This window comes from Streptomyces sp. NPDC020681, assembly GCF_044334895.1.
Classification (GTDB): domain Bacteria; phylum Actinomycetota; class Actinomycetes; order Streptomycetales; family Streptomycetaceae; genus Streptomyces.
This window is the reverse complement of record NZ_JBIRTX010000003.1, coordinates 71,180-89,858: the sequence shown is the minus strand read 5'-3', so window position 1 is coordinate 89,858 and position 18,679 is coordinate 71,180. Positions and strand designations below refer to the sequence as shown.

Genomic DNA, 18,679 nt, shown 5'->3' with positions numbered 1-18,679 from the left:
GGTCAGTCCAGCCAGTGAACGCGGCCGAGGCTGATCAGCCGCAGCTGTCGCCGTGCCAGCGAGGCGACCTGCTCCTGCGCCTCGGGCCCGGCCTCCAGGAACGAGCTGGCGGTCATCACCATGTGGTCCACGTATATCCCCGCGAGCATCCGCAGATCCGCCTCGCTCCAGCCCGCGTGCTCCGGCTCGCGGGCGAAGGCCGCGGCCACCTCCTCGGCGAACCGCCGCAGTTGCTCGCCGATGGCCTCCCGTACGGGCTGCACTCCGCCGTGCCGTTCGCGCGCGATGAAGCGGACATGTGCCGGCGACGCACGGACGAGTTCGGCGATCAGCGCCACTGTCCGGTCGATGCGCGCATCGTCGCCGTTCTCCTCCAGCGCCTCGCCGATCGTGGCGTGAAGGCTGCCGAGCGCCTCCTCGACGAGCGCCACTCCGAGGTCCGCCGTGTCCCTGAAGTGCCGGTAGAAGGCCGTCGGCGCGACACCCACGGCCCGGGTCACCTCGCGCAGCCCGAGGCTGCTCAGGCTCTGCTCCTCGAGCAGCTGCAGCGCTGCGTCCAGGAGGGCCTGACGGGTTTTCTGCTTCTGGGCCTGGCGGATTCCGACGGTGTGACTCATGACATTCAGTAAACAACCGTTCTCCGGAGAACGGAAGGCTAGACTCAGGAGTCAGTGAACAGTCGTACTCCCAAGTGTTCACCCGGAATGAGGAAGGAAGACGATGATCGCCCTCGTCGCAGCACTGCTCCTCCTGGGGATCCTGCTGGGCGCCGTGGCCCAACTCCCCCTCTCCGTCACCGTCGTGGCCTGCTCCGTCATCGGTGTCTGGCTGCTTGTCTTCGCCGTGCGCGAGCGCCGCGCCCGTCACCACTGACCGGAAGGAGCCGAACCAGCCATGCAACTCATCGCCACCGCACAGAGGCACAGCGACGACTCCAGCGCCGACCCCAGCAGCGACTCCGGCACCGACTCCCGCCGGGACGCCGACGGAATGGCCGTCGCCGCCTTCATCCTCGGCCTCGTCGGCCTGCTCGTGATGAACATCCTGCTCGGCCCGATCGCCGTCGTGCTCGCGTCGATCGCCCTCTGGCGCGGCACCGCACGCCGCGGCCGCGCACTGCTCGGACTCGCGCTCGGCCTGGCCGATCTCGCGGTCCTCGCCGTGCTTGTCACCGTCAACGGAACCGTCGCCTGGAGCCTCGGCGGCTGACCTCGCGACGGCCCGAAGTACGGGGGAGAACGGGCCCCGCACGCCCGTGCCCCCCTGCGCGGCGTCCGCGCCCCCGCCAGGCCTCGTAGAATCGAGGCCACCATGGCTTACCTCGACCACGCCGCGACCACTCCGATGCTGCCGGAGGCCGTCGCGGCGATGACCGCGCAGCTCACCGTCACCGGCAACGCCTCGGCGCTGCACGCCGCCGGACGCCGGGCCCGCCGCGCCGTCGAGGAGGCCCGCGAGATGCTCGCGGAGGCCCTCGGCGCGCGGCCCAGCGAGGTGGTGTTCACCTCCGGCGGCACCGAGGCCGACAACCTCGCCGTGAAGGGCCTGTACTGGCAGCGGCGCGACGCCGAACCGGCCAGGACCCGCGTCCTCGCCAGCCCCGTCGAGCACCACGCCGTCCTCGACGCCGTCGAATGGCTCGGCGAGCACGAGGGCGCGACCGTCGAGTATCTGCCGGTCGACTCGTACGGACGGGTGCACCCCGAGGCACTGCGCGAGGCGATCGAGCGCAATCCGGACGATGTCGCGCTCGCCACCGTGATGTGGGCCAACAACGAGATCGGCACCGTCATGCCGGTGACCGGACTCGCCGCCGTGGCAGCGGAGTTCGGGGTCCCGCTGCATGCCGATGCCGTCCAGGCCTTCGGTCAGCTGGAGGTCGGTTTCGCCGACTCCGGACTCGCGGCGATGACCGTCTCCGGACACAAGATCGGCGGCCCGTACGGCATCGGCGCGCTGCTGCTGGGCCGCGACTACAGCCCGGTCCCCGTCCTGCACGGCGGCGGCCAGGAGCGCCATGTCCGCTCCGGCACCCTCGACGCGCCCGCGATCGCCTCCTTCGCGGTGGCCGGAAAGCTGGCCGCCGAGCGGCGCGAGGAGTTCGCACGCGACATCGGCGCACTTCGCGACGGGCTGATCCGGGCCGTGCGTACGGCGGTCCCCGACGCGATCCTCGGCGGCGACCCGGACGACCGCCTGCCCGCCAACGCGCACTTCACCTTCCCCGGCTGTGAGGGCGACTCGCTGCTGCTGCTCCTCGACGCGCAGGGCATCGAGTGCTCCACCGGATCCGCCTGCACGGCGGGCGTCGCGCAGCCCAGCCACGTACTGCTCGCCACCGGCACGGACCCGGACCTGGCGCGCGGGACGCTGCGGTTCAGCCTCGGCCACACCTCGACGAAGGCGGATGTGGATGCGGTCGCCGAGGCCATCGGCCCGGCGGTGGAACGCGCGCGTACGGCCGGTCTGACCTAGTCCTGCGGTCCGCCGGCCCTGCTAGTCCTGCTGGTCCGCCTTCGCGCTCGCCTGCACCCGGCGCGCCGTAGGCATCGCCTTGTGCACCATCGCCATGTAGCGGTTCCAGTCCCAGTGCGGCCCCGGGTCCGTGTGGTCCGTGCCCGGGACCTCGACGTGCCCGATGATGTGCTTCCGGTCCACCGGGATCTCGTAGCGCACGCAGATGCCCGCCGTCAGCAGCGCCGACGCGCTGTACATCGCGGCCGTGAAGCCCTGCGGCCGGTCCACGAAGCCCTCGTGCTCTATGCCGATGCTGCGCTCGTTGAACGAGCGGTTCCCGGCGTGGAAAGCCACGTCCAGCTCGCGGATCATCTGCGCCACATGCCCGTCCTTGCGTACGACATAGTGCGTCGCCGCTCCGTGGCCCGGGTCCTTGAAGACCCGCAGCGCCGACGGATAGCTGCCCTGGACGACATGGATGATCACGCGGTCGATGGTGTAGTCGTCGGGCCGGTCCGCCAGCCGCCAGTTCGCCCGGGACGCGGCGGTCCACTCCGCGCCCGGGTGATCGAGCTCACCTTCCTTCCGCGGCTTGGCCATCCCCGGCATCCGCCACCAGATCCGCCGCAGCTCGTCCTGCGCCAGCGCGCCCGCGCCGAGCACCACGGCCCCGCCCCCGATCAGCACGGCCCGCCGGCTCACGCCCCGCTTCTTGCCGGTCCCGCCACCTGTGCCGCGCTTCGCATCGCTTCCCATGAGCACTTCAACGCATACTCGCGAGCTCCTGGTTCCCTAGGGGGTGTCTTTGGGACCTTGCCGGGCTCGCGTGCCCTGGCACGGCACCTCGCCGCGTTGTCGTCAGTCGCCGACGCTCCGCGTCGTCTCCCTCCTCCGCCTTGCGATGCACCGCACCAGACCCCGCTCGCTCATCCGGCCCGATCCCAAAGACACCCCCTTGCCCCTTACTCTGGTAGGGCTATGACTCAGACTTCCCAGCCCCCGCTCCGTGTGCTCGCCGCTATGTCGGGCGGCGTGGACTCCGCCGTCGCCGCCGCCCGTGCCGCCGAAGCCGGACACGATGTGACCGGGGTGCACCTGGCTCTCTCCGCGAATCCGCAGTCCTTCCGCACCGGTGCGCGAGGCTGCTGCACCATCGAGGACTCGCGCGACGCCCGCCGTGCCGCGGACGTCATCGGCATCCCCTTCTACGTCTGGGATCTCGCCGAGCGCTTCCGCGAGGACGTCGTCGAGGACTTCATCGCCGAGTACGAGGCCGGCCGCACGCCGAACCCCTGTCTGCGCTGCAACGAGAAGATCAAGTTCGCCGCGCTGCTCGACAAGGCGCTCGCGCTCGGCTTCGACGCCGTCTGCACCGGGCACTACGCCACGGTCGTGACCGGCGAGGACGGCGGCCGCGAGCTGCACCGCGCCAGCGACATGGCCAAGGACCAGTCGTATGTGCTGGGCGTGCTCGACGAGCGTCAGCTCGCGCACGCGATGTTCCCGCTCGGCGACACGCTCACCACCAAGGACGAGATCCGGGCGGAGGCCGAGCGCCGCGGTCTTGCGGTCGCCAAGAAGCCCGACAGCCACGACATCTGCTTCATCGCGGACGGCGACACCCAGGGCTTCCTGGCCTCGCGCCTCGGCACGGCCGAGGGCGACATCGTCGACGAGGCGGGCGCCAAGCTCGGCACGCACGAGGGTGCCTTCGGCTTCACCATCGGTCAGCGCAAGGGCCTGCGCATCGGCCACCCGGCGCCCGACGGCAAGCCGCGCTACGTCCTGGACATCTCGCCGGTGAACAACACCGTGACGGTCGGCCCGGTCGACGCGCTGGACGTGCTGGGCCTGACCGCGATCAAGCCCCGCTGGTGCGGAGCGCCTCCGGCGGGCCCGGGGACGTACACGGCACAGCTGCGGGCCCATGGCGGCGAGACGCAGGTGACCGCCGAGCTGGTCGGCGGCGAGCTCCAGGTGTCCTTCACGGAGCCGGTGCGGGGCGTGGCGCCCGGCCAGGCGATCGTGCTGTACGACGGCACGCGTGTGGTGGGCTCGGCGACGATCGCGACGACGAGCCGGGCGACGGCCTCGGTCGCCTGAGCCCCGGCGCCGTCGGCGCTTCGGGCGGGCTACGCCGTGAAGAACTCCGTCAGCAGCGGAGCCAGCACCTGCGGCGACACCTCGTGCGTCTGGCCCGTCAGCGTGCGGTGCCTGCCGCGCGGCAGTTCCTCGGCGACCAGGCGTGCCGCCTCCCGCAGCCACGACGGGCTCGCGCCGCCGTCGACGACCATCACCCGCGTGCCTGTCCCGCGCAGCATCGCGGCCGGTACCGCGCCGTTGCCCATCACGTCGTGGTCGTACGCGAGCGTGTGCGCAAGCGCCTCCATGCCCGCCCACATCGGCGTCTGCCGCATGCCGTCGACGACGTCCGGCTGCATCCCGGCCTCGCCGAGGAAGAGCGCGAGCGCGTCACCGCGCCTGTCCTCGGCCAGCAGCTCGCGCATCCGGCGCTCGTAGGGCGCGGGTTCCTCGTCCGTCTTCACCGTCGGGCTGTACGGCGGCTCGTACACCGAGAGCTGGGTTATCGGCAGCCCGGCGGCCGCCGCTCGCAGCGCAAGCGCGCCGCCCGACGACATGCCGTGGACACAGGCGCTGCCGCCCGCCGCCACGATCACGGCCGCCAGGTCCTCTATCTCGTGCTCCACCGCGTACGGCGCGGTGTCACCGCTCCCGGCCCGGCCGCGGCGGTCGTAGGTGAAGACACCGAAACGCGCGGCGAGCAGCCCCGCGAGCGGCGCGTCGGTCGCCGCCGTGCACAGGGCCCCGCTGACCAGAACCAGCGGCGGCCCGTCGCCCCGCTGCTCGTAAGCGATGAGCGTGCCGTCCCCCGACTCCGCCTTGTCCAGCGTCCTGCTCGTCTTGTCCATAAGAGGGGTGACTGGAGCCGGTCGCGGAACTCATCGCTCGTGCCCGGGATTCTTCTCCGGACTCCGGTCAGTCCTCGACGACCTCGGTCTCGTAGAAGCAGAAGTGGTCCTTGATCTGCGCGACTTGGGCCTTCGGCTCGGGATACGCCCACACCAGATCGGGCGCGTCCGGCAGCGACCAGTAGTCGGCGTCGCCCTTGAACGGGCAGTGGCTGTGGGTGCCGGAACGCGTGAGCAGTTCGGTGCGCACGTCCTCCGGCGGCAGGTAGTAGCGCACGGGGAAACCGGTCTCGCGCAGCAGCAGCGGCCGCCGGCTCTCGGCGATCAGGACGCCGTTGCGCAGGACCCGGACATGAGTCGTGCCGGGCTCGACGGTGATGCGATGTCCAGTGGGTGCTTGAGTCATAACAGATGCAGCGTCGTGGGCGGCCGGCTTCTTCCCCGGTCCGGGGTGCGAGCATGGTTCCCATGGCTACACACCTGATCACCGGCGCCGGCTCCGGCATCGGCGCCGCCGTCGCGCGCCGGCTGCACGCGCGCGGCGACGAGCTCATCCTGCTGGCACGCGACGCGGGCCGTGCGAAGGAGCTCGCGAGCGAGTTCTCCGGCGCCCGGACCCTGGTCGCCGACCTCGCCGACCCCGACCGCATCTCCAAGGCGCTCGGCATGCAGCCGATGCCGGACCGGCTCGACTCGCTGCTGCACATCGCGGGCATCGTCGACCTGGGACCGATCGCCGAGCTGCGCCCCAAGACCTGGCACCAGCAGCTCAACGCCAACCTGATCTCACCCGCCGAGCTCACCCGGCTCTTCCTGCCGCAACTGCGGGTCGCCAAGGGCCATGTGCTGTTCGTGAACTCGGGCGCGGGCCTCAACGCGCATGCGGAATGGGGCGCTTACGCGGCCTCCAAACACGGGCTGAAGGCGCTCGCCGACTCGCTGCGCCACGAGGAGCACGGCAGCGGCGTACGGGTCACCTCGGTCTATCCGGGACGTACGGCCGGCCCCATGCAGGCCAAGGTGCACTCGCAGGAGGGCAAGGAGTACGACGCGTCCCGCTGGATCGACCCGGAGTCCGTCGCGACGACGATCCTGACGGCGATCGACCTGCCGCGGGACGCCGAGATCAACGACCTGACGGTGCGGCCGGGACGATGAGCAGCGCACTGTTCGGCCCCGCGACCGGCGTCGGATCCATGCCCGGCGGAGACGCCCGCGAGGCCGCCAAGACCGTCGCCGGCTCCATCGACGACTTCCCGTATCTGCCCGAACTGCCCGCCCGCGGGCCCGGCGCCGACATGATCGGGCGGACCATCGGGCTGCTCGTCGAGATGTACGCGCATGTCGAGCCGAGCGGCTGGCGGATCAGCGACCGGCCGGGCCGGGACACCCGCCGGGCCGTTTCCTGGCTCGGCGAGGACCTCGACGCGCTGGAGGAGTTCACCCAGGGCTACGAGGGTCCGCTGAAGGTGCAGGCCGTGGGCCCGTGGACGCTCGCCGCCGCCCTGGAGCTGCGGGGCGGCGAAGCCGCGCTCGGCGACCCGGGCGCCGTCCGGGACCTCGCGGAGTCGCTTGCGGAAGGACTGCGTACGCATCTGGCGGATGTACGCCGCCGGGTGCCTGGTGCACAGGTGGTGCTGCAGCTCGACGAGCCGTCGCTGATGGCCGTGCTGCGCGGACAGATCAGGACCGCGAGCGGATACCGCACACACCGGTCCGTGGACCGGCAGCTCGTCGAGTCGACGCTGCGCGAGGTGATCGGCGTGAGCGAGGACCCCGTGATCGTCCACTCCTGCGCGCCGGACGTGCCGTTCGCGCTGCTGCGCCGGGCCGGAGCCGCGGGCGTCTCGTTCGATTTCGAACTCCTCACCGAGCGTGACGAGGAGACGATCGGTGAGGCGGTCGAAGGCGGTACGAAGCTGTTCGCGGGAGTCGTGCCGTCCACTGACGCCGCATTGTCAGACCCGGCAGGTAGCGTCATGGGTGTCAGGACGTTGTGGCGCAGGCTGGGGCTGAATCCGGGGACTTTGAGCGAGTCCGTGGTGATCACTCCGAGCTGCGGTCTCGCGGGTGCATCGCCCGCGTATGCCCGCGCCGCGCTCGCCCACTGCGTCCGGGCCGCGAGATCGCTCGCAGACAACCCTGAGTAGTGGGTTGCTTGGGAATCGGGAGGACACAACGGTGGCTGGCGAACAGCAGAAGGCACTGCCCGCAGAAGCCCGGGAGCAGCATGCCCAAATCGCCGAGCAGGTCGAGGAGCACCGCTTCCGGTACTACGTGAAGGACCAGCCGGTCATCAGCGACGGCGACTTCGACCGGCTGCTGCGCCGGTTGGAGGCGCTGGAGGAGGAGTACCCCGAGCTGCGTACGCCCGACTCGCCGACCCAGAAGGTCTCCGGGCAGTACGAGACGGATCTGGCGAAGGTCGAGCACCGCGAGCGGATGCTCTCGCTGGACAACGCCTTCGACGAGGAGGAACTCGCCGCCTGGGCCGAGCGCGTCGCACGAGACGTCGGCACCTCCGACTTCCACTTCCTGTGCGAGCTGAAGATCGACGGGCTCGCGGTGAACCTGACGTACGAGAAGGGCCGGCTGACCCGCGCGGCGACCCGCGGCGACGGCCGCGTCGGCGAGGACATCACTCCGAACGTGCGGACCATCGCCGACATCCCGGAGCGGCTGCGGGGCGACCGTGTCCCGGACCTCGTGGAGATCCGCGGCGAGGTCTTCTTCCCGATGGACAAGTTCCAGGAACTGAACGCGCGGCGGGTGGAGGCGGGGGAGCAGCCGTACGCCAACCCGCGCAACAGCGCGTCGGGTTCACTGCGCCAGAAGGACCCGAAGGTAACCGCCACCCTTCCGCTGCACATGGTGGTGCACGGCATCGGCGCGCGGGTCGGCTTCGACATCGACCGCCTCTCGCAGGCGTACGACCTGCTGCGCGAATGGGGCCTGCCGACCGCCCGGCACAACAAGGTGGTGGACTCGCTGGCGGGCGTCCGCGAGTTCATCGCGTACTTCGGCGAGAACCGCCACTCCATGGAGCACGAGATCGACGGAGTGGTCGTCAAGCTCGACGAGATCCCGCTCCAGGGCCGGCTCGGCTCCACCGCGCGGGCGCCGCGCTGGGCGATCGCGTGGAAGTACGCGCCGGAGGAGGTCAACACCAAGCTGGTGAACATCCGCGTCGGCGTCGGCCGCACCGGGCGCGTCACGCCGTACGCCCAGGTGGAGCCGGTCAAGGTGGCAGGCTCCGAGGTCGAGTTCGCCACGCTGCACAACCAGGACGTGGTGAAGGCCAAGGGCGTGCTCATCGGCGACACGGTGGTGCTGCGCAAGGCCGGTGACGTCATTCCGGAGATCCTCGGCCCGGTCGTGGACCTGCGGGACGGCAGCGAGCGGGAGTTCGTGATGCCGTCAGAGTGTCCCGAGTGCGGCACGGAGCTGCGGCCGATGAAGGAGGGCGATGTCGATCTGCGCTGCCCCAATGCCCGTTCCTGCCCGGCCCAGTTGCGTGAGCGGCTGTTCTATCTCGCGGGCCGCAGGGCGCTGGACATCGAGCATTTCGGCTATGTCGCGGCAGCCGCGCTGACCAAGCCGCTGGAGCCGGCCGAGCCGCCGCTGAAGGACGAGGGCGACCTCTTCGACCTCACCGTCGAGCAACTGCTGCCCATCAAGGCGTACGTCCTGGACCAGGACAGCGGACTGCCCAAGCGCGACCCGAAGACGGGCGAGGAGAAGATCGCGACGGTCTTCGCCAACCAGCAGGGCGAGCCGAAGAAGAACGCGGTCGCGATGCTGGAGAACATCCAGGCGGCCAAGGACCGGCCGCTCGCCAGGGTCCTCACCGGGCTCTCCATCCGCCATGTCGGCCCGGTCGCGGCGGAGGCGCTGGCGCGTGAGTTCCGCTCGATCGACCGGATCGACCAGGCGACCGAGGAGGAACTCGCCGCCACCGAAGGCGTCGGTGCGATCATCGCCGCCTCGCTCAAGCAGTGGTTCGCGGAGGACTGGCACCGGGAGATCCTGCGCAAGTGGCGGGAGGCGGGCGTCCGGCTGGAAGAGGAGGGCTCCGGCGAGGACGAGGGGCCCCGGCCGCTCGAAGGACTCACCGTCGTCGTCACCGGCACGCTGGAGAACTACACCAGAGATGGCGCAAAAGAGGCCCTCCAGAGCCTCGGCGCGAAAGTGGCCGGTTCTGTTTCGAAGAAAACGGCCTTCGTGGTGGTCGGTGACAACCCCGGTTCCAAGTACGACAAGGCGATGCAGCTGAAGGTGCCGGTTCTGAACGAGGAGGGCTTCGCCGTCCTGCTCGACCAGGGACCGGATGCAGCCCGTGAGGCCGCTGTGCCTCCTGAGGCGTAACGGAGGGGGCGTGCGCGGGGCTTGGAGGGGGCTCACAAGAGGAGCCGCAGGGGGCGCGCAGGGCGGGATTCGGACGCCGGAACCGGAGCCGGAACGACCGGTACAGGTCACCCGTTCGGCGCATAGCAGATGGATAAGGGTGGCCGGGTCTCATTCGGGCAAGAGCTGTAGAGCGCTGCCCGTCAAAGCCTCCTGCGGCCTACTGTTGAGACGTGCGCCTGTCGTGCACGGCTGCGTGGTGGGAATTCAGTCGTGGTGGCATGACAAGGGGAGCCATCGCGAGGCATGGGCACCGCCGGCTGTGAGAGGGACGGGAATGAAACCGACCGAGAGCGCCGCCCCGGTCTCACGGCCGCGTGGATTCGCGGCCCTTGCGGGCATGATGCCGGGGCTGCACGCCGTCGTCGTCGTGTCCGCCGCACTTGTGCTCGTCACCGGAGTCGTCGCCACGGTCCGCCGGCACGACGCGCTCTTCCCGAGCGGCGCGGTCGGCTGGTCGCTCGCCGTCCTCACCGGAATCATCGTCGGCCATCTGGTCGCCCTCGGCCGCGACCGCTGGTGGGGTGGCACCGGCTCCGGCGCGGCCCTCACACTCGCGGTCCTGCTGCTGTTCGGCTGGGTGCCCGCCGGGCTGGTCAGCCTGGCCGTCGTGGCCCTGGTCGGCGCCGCCCGCCGCAACCGCTGGCGACAGGGCCTGCTGCACGGCGCCGTTGACATCCTGGGCATCGGCGTGGCCGCGCTCGTCCTTGAGGTCTTCGGTGTGTCGCCGAGCGTCGAACAGCCGTGGGAACCACCCGAGTGGGGCATCGAGGCCGCACCCGAAGTGATCCTGGCGGCCACGGCCTATCTCGCGGTCACCCGGCTCCTGTTGTGGTACGTGCTGGCGCCGCAGAGCGGCGGCCTGCCCACCGTCGCTCGTACGGCACTGTTCCGGCAGGGCCTTGTCGCGGTCGCGCTGCTCGGCATCGCGCCACTGATCTGTGTCGTCGCCATCGCCATGCCGCTGCTGCTGCCGCTGTTCGCCGTGCCGCTGATCGCCCTCGACTCGACGCTCTGGATCGCCCGCGCCAGAGCCGAGGAGCAACTGCGCGACCCGCTCACCGGGCTGCCCAACCGGCAGTGGCTGCTGGAGCGCACCTGGGCCGCTCTGGAGGACGCCGAGGGCAGCGGGGCCCGGTCCGCTCTCGTACTGATCGACCTCGACCGCTTCCGTTCCGTCAACGACACGCTCGGCCATCTCGCGGGCGACCGGCTGCTGGTGCAGATAGCCGACCGGCTGCGGCTCGCGCTGCCGCGCGGCGCGGAGGCGGCCAGGCTCGGCGGCGACGAGTTCGCCGTGCTCCTGCCGACGGCCGACTCCACCACCAGCGCCCAGCGCGTCGCCCGCCTCCTGGTGGCCGACCTGTCCTCGCCGCTCGACCTGGACGGACTGACGCTCGTGCTGGAGGCCAGCGCGGGCGTCGCCGTGTTCCCCGACCACGCGCAGGACGCCGAGGGGCTGCTGCGGCGCGCGGACGTGGCCATGTACCAGGCGAAGCGGGACCGTACGGGCGTCGAGGTCTACGAGTCCAAGCGCGACAGCAACACACCGGACCGCCTCGGCCTGCTGGGCGACCTGCGCCGCGCCCTGGACGCCGGCGACGTGGAGCTCCACTACCAGCCCAAGGTCCGCTTCGACGGCCATGTCGCGGGTCTGGAGGCGCTGGTCCGCTGGGTCCACCCGGACCGCGGCCGGGTCCCGCCCGACGAGTTCATCGCGATCGCCGAGTCCTCCGGCCTGATGCCGCACCTCACCGAGTACGTACTGGACACGGCCCTCGCGCAGGTCGCCAAATGGCGGGCCCAGGGGCTGGAAGTCCCCGTCGCCGTCAATGTCTCGCCGCGCGATGTCCACACGCCGGGCTTCGCCGGATCCGTCGCCGCCCGGCTCGCCCGGCACGGCGTCCCGGCAGGCGCGCTCCAGCTGGAGATAACCGAACATGTGCTGCTCGAAGACCCGCAGCGGGCCGCCGACACACTCGCCGGGCTGGCCGACCACGGCGTGAAGATGTCACTCGACGACTTCGGCACCGGCTACTCCTCCCTCGTCCACCTGCGCCGGCTGCCCGTCAGCGAACTGAAGATCGACCGCTCCTTCGTGGCCCGGCTCGCGGTCGACAACGAGGACGCGGAGATCGTCCGCTGCACCGTCGACCTGGCCCACTCGCTGGGCCTGCTGGTCGTCGCCGAGGGCGTCGAGGACGACGAGACCTGGGAGCGGCTGCGCGATCTGGGCTGCGACGCGGTCCAGGGCTGGCTGGTCGCAGCCGCGATGCCGCCGCAGGAGACGACGGCATGGCTCCGGGCCAGGGGTGAACGGGGCTGGCACCGCGAGGAGGAGCTCGCGGAATCCGCGGACGTGGACGCCGACGCGGACGAGCCGACCGGCCAAGTAGTGCCCTGACAGTCACTTCCTGCGGGCTTCGGCCACAGGCCCCCGGCCCCCGAGCCCCTCGCCCACGTCCGCCCGATCCCGCGGTTCTCGAGACGCGGGACACGCGTGCCGGAGCCCCCGCACGGCCGCGAACGCGGCGTGCCGCGCCGCCGAGCCCCCGCCCCCGGCGGCTAACCGTTTCGTTCGCAGCCCCCCGTGCCCCATAGGATTGGGCCAAACACCACACACTCACCCCTGAGGATCGCTGCATGCCTGGCATTACGCGCGAGGAGGTCGCCCACCTCGCCCGGCTGGCACGTCTGGAGCTGAAGGACGAAGAGCTCGACCACTTCGCCGGACAGCTCGACGACATCATCGGCGCGGTCGCCCGCGTCTCCGAGGTCGCCGACCAAGACGTACCCCCGACCTCCCACCCGCTGCCGCTGACCAATGTCATGCGCGCCGACGAGGTCCGTCCCTCGCTCACCCCCGAGCAGGCTCTCTCCGGCGCTCCGGCTCAGGAGCAGCAGCGTTTCAAGGTGCCGCAGATCCTGGGGGAGGACTGACATGACCGACATCACCAAGCTCACCGCGGCCGAGATCGCCGGGAAGATCGCCGCAGGCGAACTGACCGCGGTCGAGGTCACCGAGGCCCATCTGGCCCGGATCGAGGCCGTCGACGAGAAGGTGCACGCCTTCCTGCACATCAACCGCGAGGGCGCGCTCGCGCAGGCCCGCGCCGTCGACGCCAAGCGTGCCGCCGGCGAGAAGCTCGGCCCGCTGGCCGGTGTGCCGCTCGCGCTGAAGGACATCTTCACCACCGAGGGCATCCCGACCACCGTCGGCTCGAAGATCCTCGAGGGCTGGATCCCGCCGTACGACGCCACTCTGACGCGCAGGCTCAAGGAGGCCGACGTCGTCATTCTCGGCAAGACCAACATGGACGAATTCGCCATGGGGTCCTCGACCGAGAACAGCGCGTACGGCCCGACCGGCAACCCGTGGGACCTGACCCGGATCCCCGGCGGCTCCGGCGGCGGCTCGTCCGCGGCCCTCGCCTCCTACCAGGCGCCGCTCGCCATCGGCACGGACACCGGCGGCTCCATCCGCCAGCCCGCCGCCGTCACCGGCACCGTCGGCGTCAAGCCCACCTACGGCGGCGTCTCGCGCTACGGCATGGTCGCCTTCTCCTCCTCGCTCGACCAGGGCGGGCCCTGCGCCCGTACGGTCCTGGACGCGGCGCTGCTGCACGAGGTCATCGCGGGTCACGACCCGCTCGACTCGACCTCCATCGACGCCCCGGTCCCCCCGGTCGTCGAGGCCGCGCGCAACGGCAGCGTGAGCGGTATGCGCGTCGGCGTCGTCAAGCAGTTCCGCGGCGAGGGCTACCAGGCCGGTGTCATCCAGCGCTTCGACGAGTCCGTCGAGCTGCTGAGGAAGCTCGGCGCCGAGATCGTCGAGCTGGACTGCCCGTCCTTCGACCTGGCGCTCTCCGCGTACTACCTGATCGCGCCGTCCGAGTGCTCCTCGAACCTCGCCCGCTTCGACGCCATGCGCTACGGCCTGCGGGTCGGCGACGACGGCACGACCTCGGCCGAGGACGTCACCGCGCTGACCCGTGAGGCCGGCTTCGGCGACGAGGTCAAGCGCCGCATCATGCTCGGCACGTACGCGCTCAGCTCCGGCTACTACGACGCGTACTACGGCAGCGCGCAGAAGGTCCGCACGCTCATCACCCGGGACTTCGAGAAGTCCTTCGAGCAGGTCGACGTCATCGTCTCGCCGACGACGCCGACCACCGCCTTCCCGATCGGCGAGCGCGCCGACGACCCGATGGCGATGTACCTCGCGGACCTGTGCACCATCCCGACCAACCTGGCCGGCAACGCCGCGATGTCGCTGCCCTGCGGCCTCGCGCCGGAGGACAACCTCCCGGTCGGCCTGCAGATCATCGCCCCCGCCATGAAGGACGACCGGCTGTACAAGGTCGGCGCCGCCGTAGAGGCCGCCTTCGTGGAAAAGTGGGGCCACCCGCTGCTGGAGGAGGCACCGTCGCTGTGAGTAGTGCAATGTCGAAGGCCAAGGGCTTCAAGAAGTCCAAGACCGGTACCTATCTGTCGATCGGCACCACCGCGTTCGGCGCGGTCAGCGTCGCCAAGCAGGTGAAGAGGGCCCGCGCCGAGAACGACACGCTCCGGCTCATCGACGCCGCCGTATCCGCCGCCGCCATCGTCACCGGCCTGGCTCTGCTCTACCGCGAGCTGAAGCGCCTGGGCGACGACGACGTCCTGCTGGGCTGAGAGGGAAAGTTTCACCGTGACCGTCACTGAACTGGTGTCGTACGAAGCGGCTCTCGCCGGCTACGACCCCGTCATGGGCCTCGAGGTCCATGTCGAACTCGGCACCAAGACCAAGATGTTCTGCGGGTGTTCCACCGAGCTGGGCGCCGAGCCCAACTCGCAGACCTGCCCGACCTGCCTCGGTCTGCCCGGCTCACTCCCGGTCGTCAACGCGATCGGCGTCGAGTCGGCCATCAAGATCGGCCTCGCGCTCAACTGCGAGATCGCCGAGTGGTGCCGCTTCGCCCGGAAGAACTACTTCTATCCGGACATGCCGAAGAACTTCCAGACCTCGCAGTACGACGAGCCGATCGCCTTCAACGGCTATCTGGACGTCCAGCTGGAGGACGGCGAGGTCTTCCGCGTGGAAGTCGAGCGCGCCCACATGGAGGAGGACACCGGCAAGTCGCTGCACGTCGGCGGCGCCACCGGCCGTATCCACGGCGCGTCCCACTCCCTGCTGGACTACAACCGCGCCGGCATCCCGCTGATCGAGATCGTCACCAAGCCGATCGAGGGCGCGGGCGAGCGTGCGCCCGAGGTCGCCAAGGCGTACGTCGCCGAACTGCGCGAGCTCATCAGGGCGCTCGACGTCTCCGAGGCCCGCATGGAGCAGGGCCAGATGCGCTGCGACGTGAACCTGTCGCTGCGCAAGCACGGTGTCGAGAAGTTCGGCACCCGCTCGGAGACCAAGAACGTCAACTCGCTGCGCTCCGTGGAGCGTGCGGCCCGCTACGAGATCCAGCGGCATGCCGCGGTGCTCGAGTCCGGCGGCACGATCATCCAGGAGACCCGTCACTTCCACGAGGACGACGGCTCCACGACGTCCGGCCGGGTCAAGGAAGAGGCCGAGGACTACCGGTACTTCCCGGAGCCCGACCTCGTCCCGGTCGCGCCGGCCCGCGAATGGGTCGAGGAGCTGCGCGGAACGCTGCCCGAGCTGCCGCGCGTGCGCCGTAACCGGCTGCGCGAGGAGTGGGGCATCTCCGAGCACGACATGCAGTCGATCCTGAACGCGGGCGCGGTCGATCTGATCGTCGCCACGATCGACGCGGGTGCCGACTCCGGTTCGGCCCGCAAGTGGTGGATGGGTGAGCTGGCCCGTAACGCCAACGAGTCCGGCCGCGCGCTGGACGGGCTGCCGATCACTCCGGAGCAGGTCGCCCAGGTGACCGCGCTGGTCGCCGCCGGTGACCTGAACGACAAGCTGGCCCGTCAGGTCATCGAGGGCGTGCTCGCGGGCGAGGGCGACCCGGACACCGTCGTGGACAAGCGCGGCCTGAAGGTCGTCTCGGACGAGGGTGCGCTGGGCACCGCCGTCGACGAGGCCATCGCGGGCAACGCGGCGATCGCCGACAAGATCCGCGGCGGCAAGGTGGCCGCGGTGGGCGCGCTGGTCGGCGCGGTCATGAAGGCCACCCGCGGCCAGGCGGACGCGGCCCGCGTCAAGGAGCTCATCCTGGAGCGCCTCGGCGTCAGCGAGGGCTGAGCGCCGGTACGGAAGTGGGCGGCTCGCACCAACCGGTGCGGGCCGCCTTTCCGTTGCGCCGACGGGTCAGTGACGTATGCCCAGGCCCGGCAGCCACAGCTCGCCACGGTCCTTGCAGCTGACGTCCCGGGCCCGCAGCTCCTTCGGCTCCTTCGTGCCTCGCGCCCGCAGCTCCGCCACCGCCAGCCGGGCCACCTCCGCAGCCTCCGGCCGCTCGGGCTCCTGGAATTCCGTCTGCCACCAGCCGCGGTCCCGGAAGTGCCAGCCACGCGAGCGCATCAGCTGCGCGCGCTCCGGGCTGTCCTCGCCGTCCCGGTCGTCGACGGAGAGCTGCAGCCCGTCCTGGATCGCATACGAAATCTGCAACTGGCGGCCGCGGTCGGCCGCGCTCGTCACACAGAAACCCGCCCAGTCGTCGCCGACCTGGACCGGAAGCTGCTCGATCCAGGCATCGAGCAGCAACTCCAGGGCGATCTGGAAGTGTTCGAGACAGGAGGCCATCCGGCCGCCGGTGCGCGGCGCCACCGGGCGCTCACCCGGACCGCTGCGGTCCAACTGCCAGGTGTACGGCAGCAGTTCGAAGTCGTGCGACTCGTCCGCCGACCAGGCGCCGCCCCACTCGAAGGTGCGGTGCTCCTCGGTCTCCAGGGCGTCCGTGCCGTGCACCGACAACGTTGCCCCCTGGAGCATTCCGGCGAGCAGCACGGTCCTCCGGGCGTCCCGCCAGCGGACATTGGGCCCGTCCGCCGAGCCGCCGTACAGCGTCGGCTCGCCGATCCGGGCCACTATCGCGGCGTAGACCTCGCGGAACGTCTCCCGCCGCTCCCGCAGCGAAGCGCCCGACGGATGGGCGAGCACCGGGACCGGCTGCCGGCCGACGTACGCATCGGGCGCGTCGTGCAGCGTCAGCGCGAAGTCCGCCGCTTCGCATGGCGTGAGGATCGGCTGGTTGGTCCCCGTAGTCTCCATGCGTCCATCGTGCCAGCATCCACTGACAACGCCCGTTGCGTACGTGGGGATTTGCGGTTTCGGACGGCTCGGGTGCATCTCGGGGACACTGGCTCGATTCAGTGATCACCCTCGGTGGTCGTCATCTCGGTTCGGACGGCGGCCGGTTCACGGATAGAGATCGCTGCCGTGGGTCTTCGGGTCGCCGATCGCCTCCAGCACCAGCGCGGCCAGGTCGGTGAACGTGGTGCGCGGCGCGAGCCCGAGATACGGCGCCGACCGGCGCGGCCGTACGCCGCGCGGCTCGCCCGCGTGCAGCACACCCGGCCGTACGACGGTCCAGTCCAGCCCGCTTCCCTCGACGATCGCGTCCTGCGCGTCCCGCTCCCGCAGCAGCGGCCGGGCCGTCGCACGGTAGACGGCGGCGAAGGCGCGGCCCGTCCGGCCGCTGACATGGCGTCCGTATCCCGCCTCCGAGACGACGACCAGCCGTGGCACGCCCTGGCGGCGCATCTCGTCGACGATCAGCGCGGTGCCGCGCGAGTAGAGCGGCGTGGAGCGGTTGCCGCGCAACCCGAAGGCGATCACCGCGGCGTCCGCGCCGGTCAGCGCGTCCGCCACGGCCGCTTCGTCGAAGGCGCCGCCGGGGACCACGCGGCCGGCGGGCGCGCGGCCCAGCCGGGCCGGGTCACGTACCTGCGCGACGGTGTGGTGTCCGGCCGCGCCGGCCAGGGTGAGAAACGCCCGGCCGGTGCGGCCGGTCGCGCCGAAGACGGTGATGTTCACAGGCCCGGCACCGGCGCGACCGAGGCCGTGGTGTCGAAGGCGATGGACTCGCTCAACTCCCGCCACCGCGCGTCCGATTCCGTACGAGCCCGGTCCACGGTGGCGGCGTGCTGCACGGCGTCCTTGCCGAGCAGCAGCCGCAGCGGCGGCTCGTCGAGCGTGGTGAGCCCGAGGATGACCGCGGCCGCCTTGACCGGGTCGCCCGGCGGCTCGTACTCCTGCCTCATCGCGGCGAGCGCGCCGACCGTCCGCTCGTAGGGCTCGCTGATCGGCGGAATGGTCATCGAGGAGCCCATCCAGTCGGTGCGCAGCCCGCCGGGCTCGATGAGCGTGACCTTGATGCCGAGCGGCGCGACCTCCTTGGACAGCACCTCGGAGAAGCCCTCCACGGCGAACTTGGCGCTCTGGTAGGCGGCCAGGCCGGGTGTGGTGACCCGGCCGCCGACCGAGGAGATCTGGATGATGTGGCCGGATCCCTGGCCGCGGAGGATCGGCAGCGCGGCGCGGGTGACGTGGTAGACGCCGTAGAAGTTGGTGTCGATCTGGGCGCGGAAGTCGGCGTCGGTGACGTCCTCGACGGACGCCATGTCGCCGTATCCGGCGTTGTTGACGACGACGTCGAGCCGGCCGAACGCCTCGGCCGCGCCCAGGACGGCCGCGCGTGCGCCGTCGGCGTCGGTGACGTCGAGCGCGACCGGGCGGATCTGCTCGCCGTACTTCCGGACGAGGTCGTCGAGTTGCTCGGGCTTGCGGGCGGTCGCCACGACCCGGTGGCCCGCGGCGAGCGCGGCCTCGGCGAGGGCGCGGCCCAGGCCGCGGGAACTGCCGGTGATGAACCAGACCTGTTGCTGAGACATGAGAATGCCCCTCCCGGATAACTGACTGGTTAGTTACTTCGACCGTACGCCCGGCTCCATCGATGTGCAAGCGATGCAGTCCGGGACCGGGATCG

19 protein-coding genes are annotated in these 18,679 nt (G+C 70.9%); 12 read left to right on the top strand and 7 right to left on the bottom strand.

Features of this window, described 5'->3' with window-relative positions:
• Nucleotides 1-2: 2 nt before the first annotated feature.
• A complete protein-coding gene (locus ACH4YL_RS07560; protein ID WP_398505765.1) occupies nt 3-617 on the bottom strand; it encodes a TetR family transcriptional regulator in 615 nt (204 codons plus the stop codon).
• A 103-nt stretch (nt 618-720) separates the two neighbouring features.
• Here ACH4YL_RS07560 and ACH4YL_RS07555 point away from each other — a divergent pair, with 103 nt between their 5' ends.
• From ACH4YL_RS07555 to ACH4YL_RS07545, 3 genes are all read left to right on the top strand, one after another.
• The gene (locus tag ACH4YL_RS07555; protein WP_398505763.1) at nt 721-873 is read left to right on the top strand and encodes a hypothetical protein; all 153 of its coding nucleotides are present in this window, start codon (nt 721-723) and stop codon (nt 871-873) included.
• Between the two features lie 21 nt (nt 874-894).
• Nucleotides 895-1,209: a DUF4190 domain-containing protein gene (locus ACH4YL_RS07550; protein WP_398505761.1), complete on the top strand. Its 315-nt coding sequence runs from the start codon at nt 895-897 to the stop codon at nt 1,207-1,209.
• A 102-nt stretch (nt 1,210-1,311) separates the two neighbouring features.
• Nucleotides 1,312-2,475, top strand: coding sequence for a cysteine desulfurase family protein (locus ACH4YL_RS07545; protein ID WP_398505759.1), 1,164 nt, complete (start codon nt 1,312-1,314; stop codon nt 2,473-2,475).
• 21 nt (nt 2,476-2,496) lie between these two features.
• Here the strand turns inward: ACH4YL_RS07545 and ACH4YL_RS07540 are convergent, their stop codons facing one another.
• On the bottom strand, nt 2,497-3,213 hold the full coding sequence (locus ACH4YL_RS07540; protein WP_398505757.1) for an N-acetylmuramoyl-L-alanine amidase: 717 nt from the start codon (nt 3,211-3,213) through the stop codon (nt 2,497-2,499).
• Between the two features lie 222 nt (nt 3,214-3,435).
• On the opposite strand from ACH4YL_RS07540, the gene mnmA reads away from it, so the two are divergent.
• Nucleotides 3,436-4,560 (top strand): tRNA 2-thiouridine(34) synthase MnmA, encoded by a 1,125-nt coding sequence (gene mnmA, locus ACH4YL_RS07535; protein ID WP_398505755.1) that lies wholly within the window; start codon nt 3,436-3,438, stop codon nt 4,558-4,560.
• Between the two features lie 29 nt (nt 4,561-4,589).
• Here the strand turns inward: mnmA and ACH4YL_RS07530 are convergent, their stop codons facing one another.
• Nucleotides 4,590-5,387 carry an alpha/beta fold hydrolase gene (locus ACH4YL_RS07530; protein WP_398505753.1) on the bottom strand — a complete coding sequence of 266 codons (798 nt, stop codon included), beginning with the start codon at nt 5,385-5,387 and terminating at the stop codon, nt 4,590-4,592.
• Nucleotides 5,388-5,454: 67 nt separating this feature from the next.
• Nucleotides 5,455-5,793: a DUF427 domain-containing protein gene (locus tag ACH4YL_RS07525; RefSeq protein ID WP_398505751.1), complete on the bottom strand. Its 339-nt coding sequence runs from the start codon at nt 5,791-5,793 to the stop codon at nt 5,455-5,457.
• A 62-nt stretch (nt 5,794-5,855) separates the two neighbouring features.
• Here ACH4YL_RS07525 and ACH4YL_RS07520 point away from each other — a divergent pair, with 62 nt between their 5' ends.
• From ACH4YL_RS07520 to gatB, 8 genes are all read left to right on the top strand, one after another.
• Nucleotides 5,856-6,545, top strand: coding sequence for an SDR family oxidoreductase (locus ACH4YL_RS07520; RefSeq protein WP_398505749.1), 690 nt, complete (start codon nt 5,856-5,858; stop codon nt 6,543-6,545).
• Nucleotides 6,542-7,537 carry a methionine synthase gene (locus tag ACH4YL_RS07515; RefSeq protein ID WP_398505747.1) on the top strand — a complete coding sequence of 332 codons (996 nt, stop codon included), beginning with the start codon at nt 6,542-6,544 and terminating at the stop codon, nt 7,535-7,537. The genes ACH4YL_RS07520 and ACH4YL_RS07515 overlap by 4 nt, the downstream gene beginning before the upstream one ends.
• Before the next feature lie 31 nt (nt 7,538-7,568).
• A complete protein-coding gene (ligA, locus tag ACH4YL_RS07510) occupies nt 7,569-9,752 on the top strand; it encodes an NAD-dependent DNA ligase LigA (RefSeq protein WP_398505745.1) in 2,184 nt (727 codons plus the stop codon).
• A gap of 316 nt (nt 9,753-10,068) precedes the next feature.
• Nucleotides 10,069-12,195: a putative bifunctional diguanylate cyclase/phosphodiesterase gene (locus ACH4YL_RS07505; protein WP_398505743.1), complete on the top strand. Its 2,127-nt coding sequence runs from the start codon at nt 10,069-10,071 to the stop codon at nt 12,193-12,195.
• A gap of 239 nt (nt 12,196-12,434) precedes the next feature.
• Nucleotides 12,435-12,731 carry an Asp-tRNA(Asn)/Glu-tRNA(Gln) amidotransferase subunit GatC gene (gene gatC, locus ACH4YL_RS07500; RefSeq protein WP_016642027.1) on the top strand — a complete coding sequence of 99 codons (297 nt, stop codon included), beginning with the start codon at nt 12,435-12,437 and terminating at the stop codon, nt 12,729-12,731.
• Between the two features lies 1 nt (nt 12,732).
• A complete protein-coding gene (gatA, locus tag ACH4YL_RS07495; protein ID WP_398505741.1) occupies nt 12,733-14,226 on the top strand; it encodes an Asp-tRNA(Asn)/Glu-tRNA(Gln) amidotransferase subunit GatA in 1,494 nt (497 codons plus the stop codon).
• Nucleotides 14,223-14,465: a hypothetical protein gene (locus ACH4YL_RS07490; RefSeq protein ID WP_398505739.1), complete on the top strand. Its 243-nt coding sequence runs from the start codon at nt 14,223-14,225 to the stop codon at nt 14,463-14,465. Before gatA ends, ACH4YL_RS07490 begins: the two co-directional genes overlap by 4 nt.
• Nucleotides 14,466-14,481: 16 nt before the next feature.
• Nucleotides 14,482-15,993: an Asp-tRNA(Asn)/Glu-tRNA(Gln) amidotransferase subunit GatB gene (gatB, locus tag ACH4YL_RS07485; RefSeq protein ID WP_398505737.1), complete on the top strand. Its 1,512-nt coding sequence runs from the start codon at nt 14,482-14,484 to the stop codon at nt 15,991-15,993.
• A 66-nt stretch (nt 15,994-16,059) separates the two neighbouring features.
• Here gatB and ACH4YL_RS07480 read toward each other — a convergent pair whose 3' ends face one another.
• The 3 genes from ACH4YL_RS07480 to ACH4YL_RS07470 all read right to left on the bottom strand — a co-directional run bounded on the left by ACH4YL_RS07480 (nt 16,060) and on the right by ACH4YL_RS07470 (nt 18,584).
• Entirely contained in the window at nt 16,060-16,962 is a 903-nt protein-coding gene (locus ACH4YL_RS07480; protein WP_398505735.1) for a hypothetical protein, read from the bottom strand.
• Nucleotides 16,963-17,109: 147 nt separating this feature from the next.
• Complete coding sequence (locus ACH4YL_RS07475) at nt 17,110-17,727, bottom strand: NAD(P)-dependent oxidoreductase (RefSeq protein WP_398505733.1); 618 nt, start codon at nt 17,725-17,727, stop codon at nt 17,110-17,112.
• Nucleotides 17,724-18,584, bottom strand: coding sequence for an oxidoreductase (locus tag ACH4YL_RS07470; protein WP_398505731.1), 861 nt, complete (start codon nt 18,582-18,584; stop codon nt 17,724-17,726). Before ACH4YL_RS07470 ends, ACH4YL_RS07475 begins: the two co-directional genes overlap by 4 nt.
• Nucleotides 18,585-18,679: the final 95 nt, after the last annotated feature.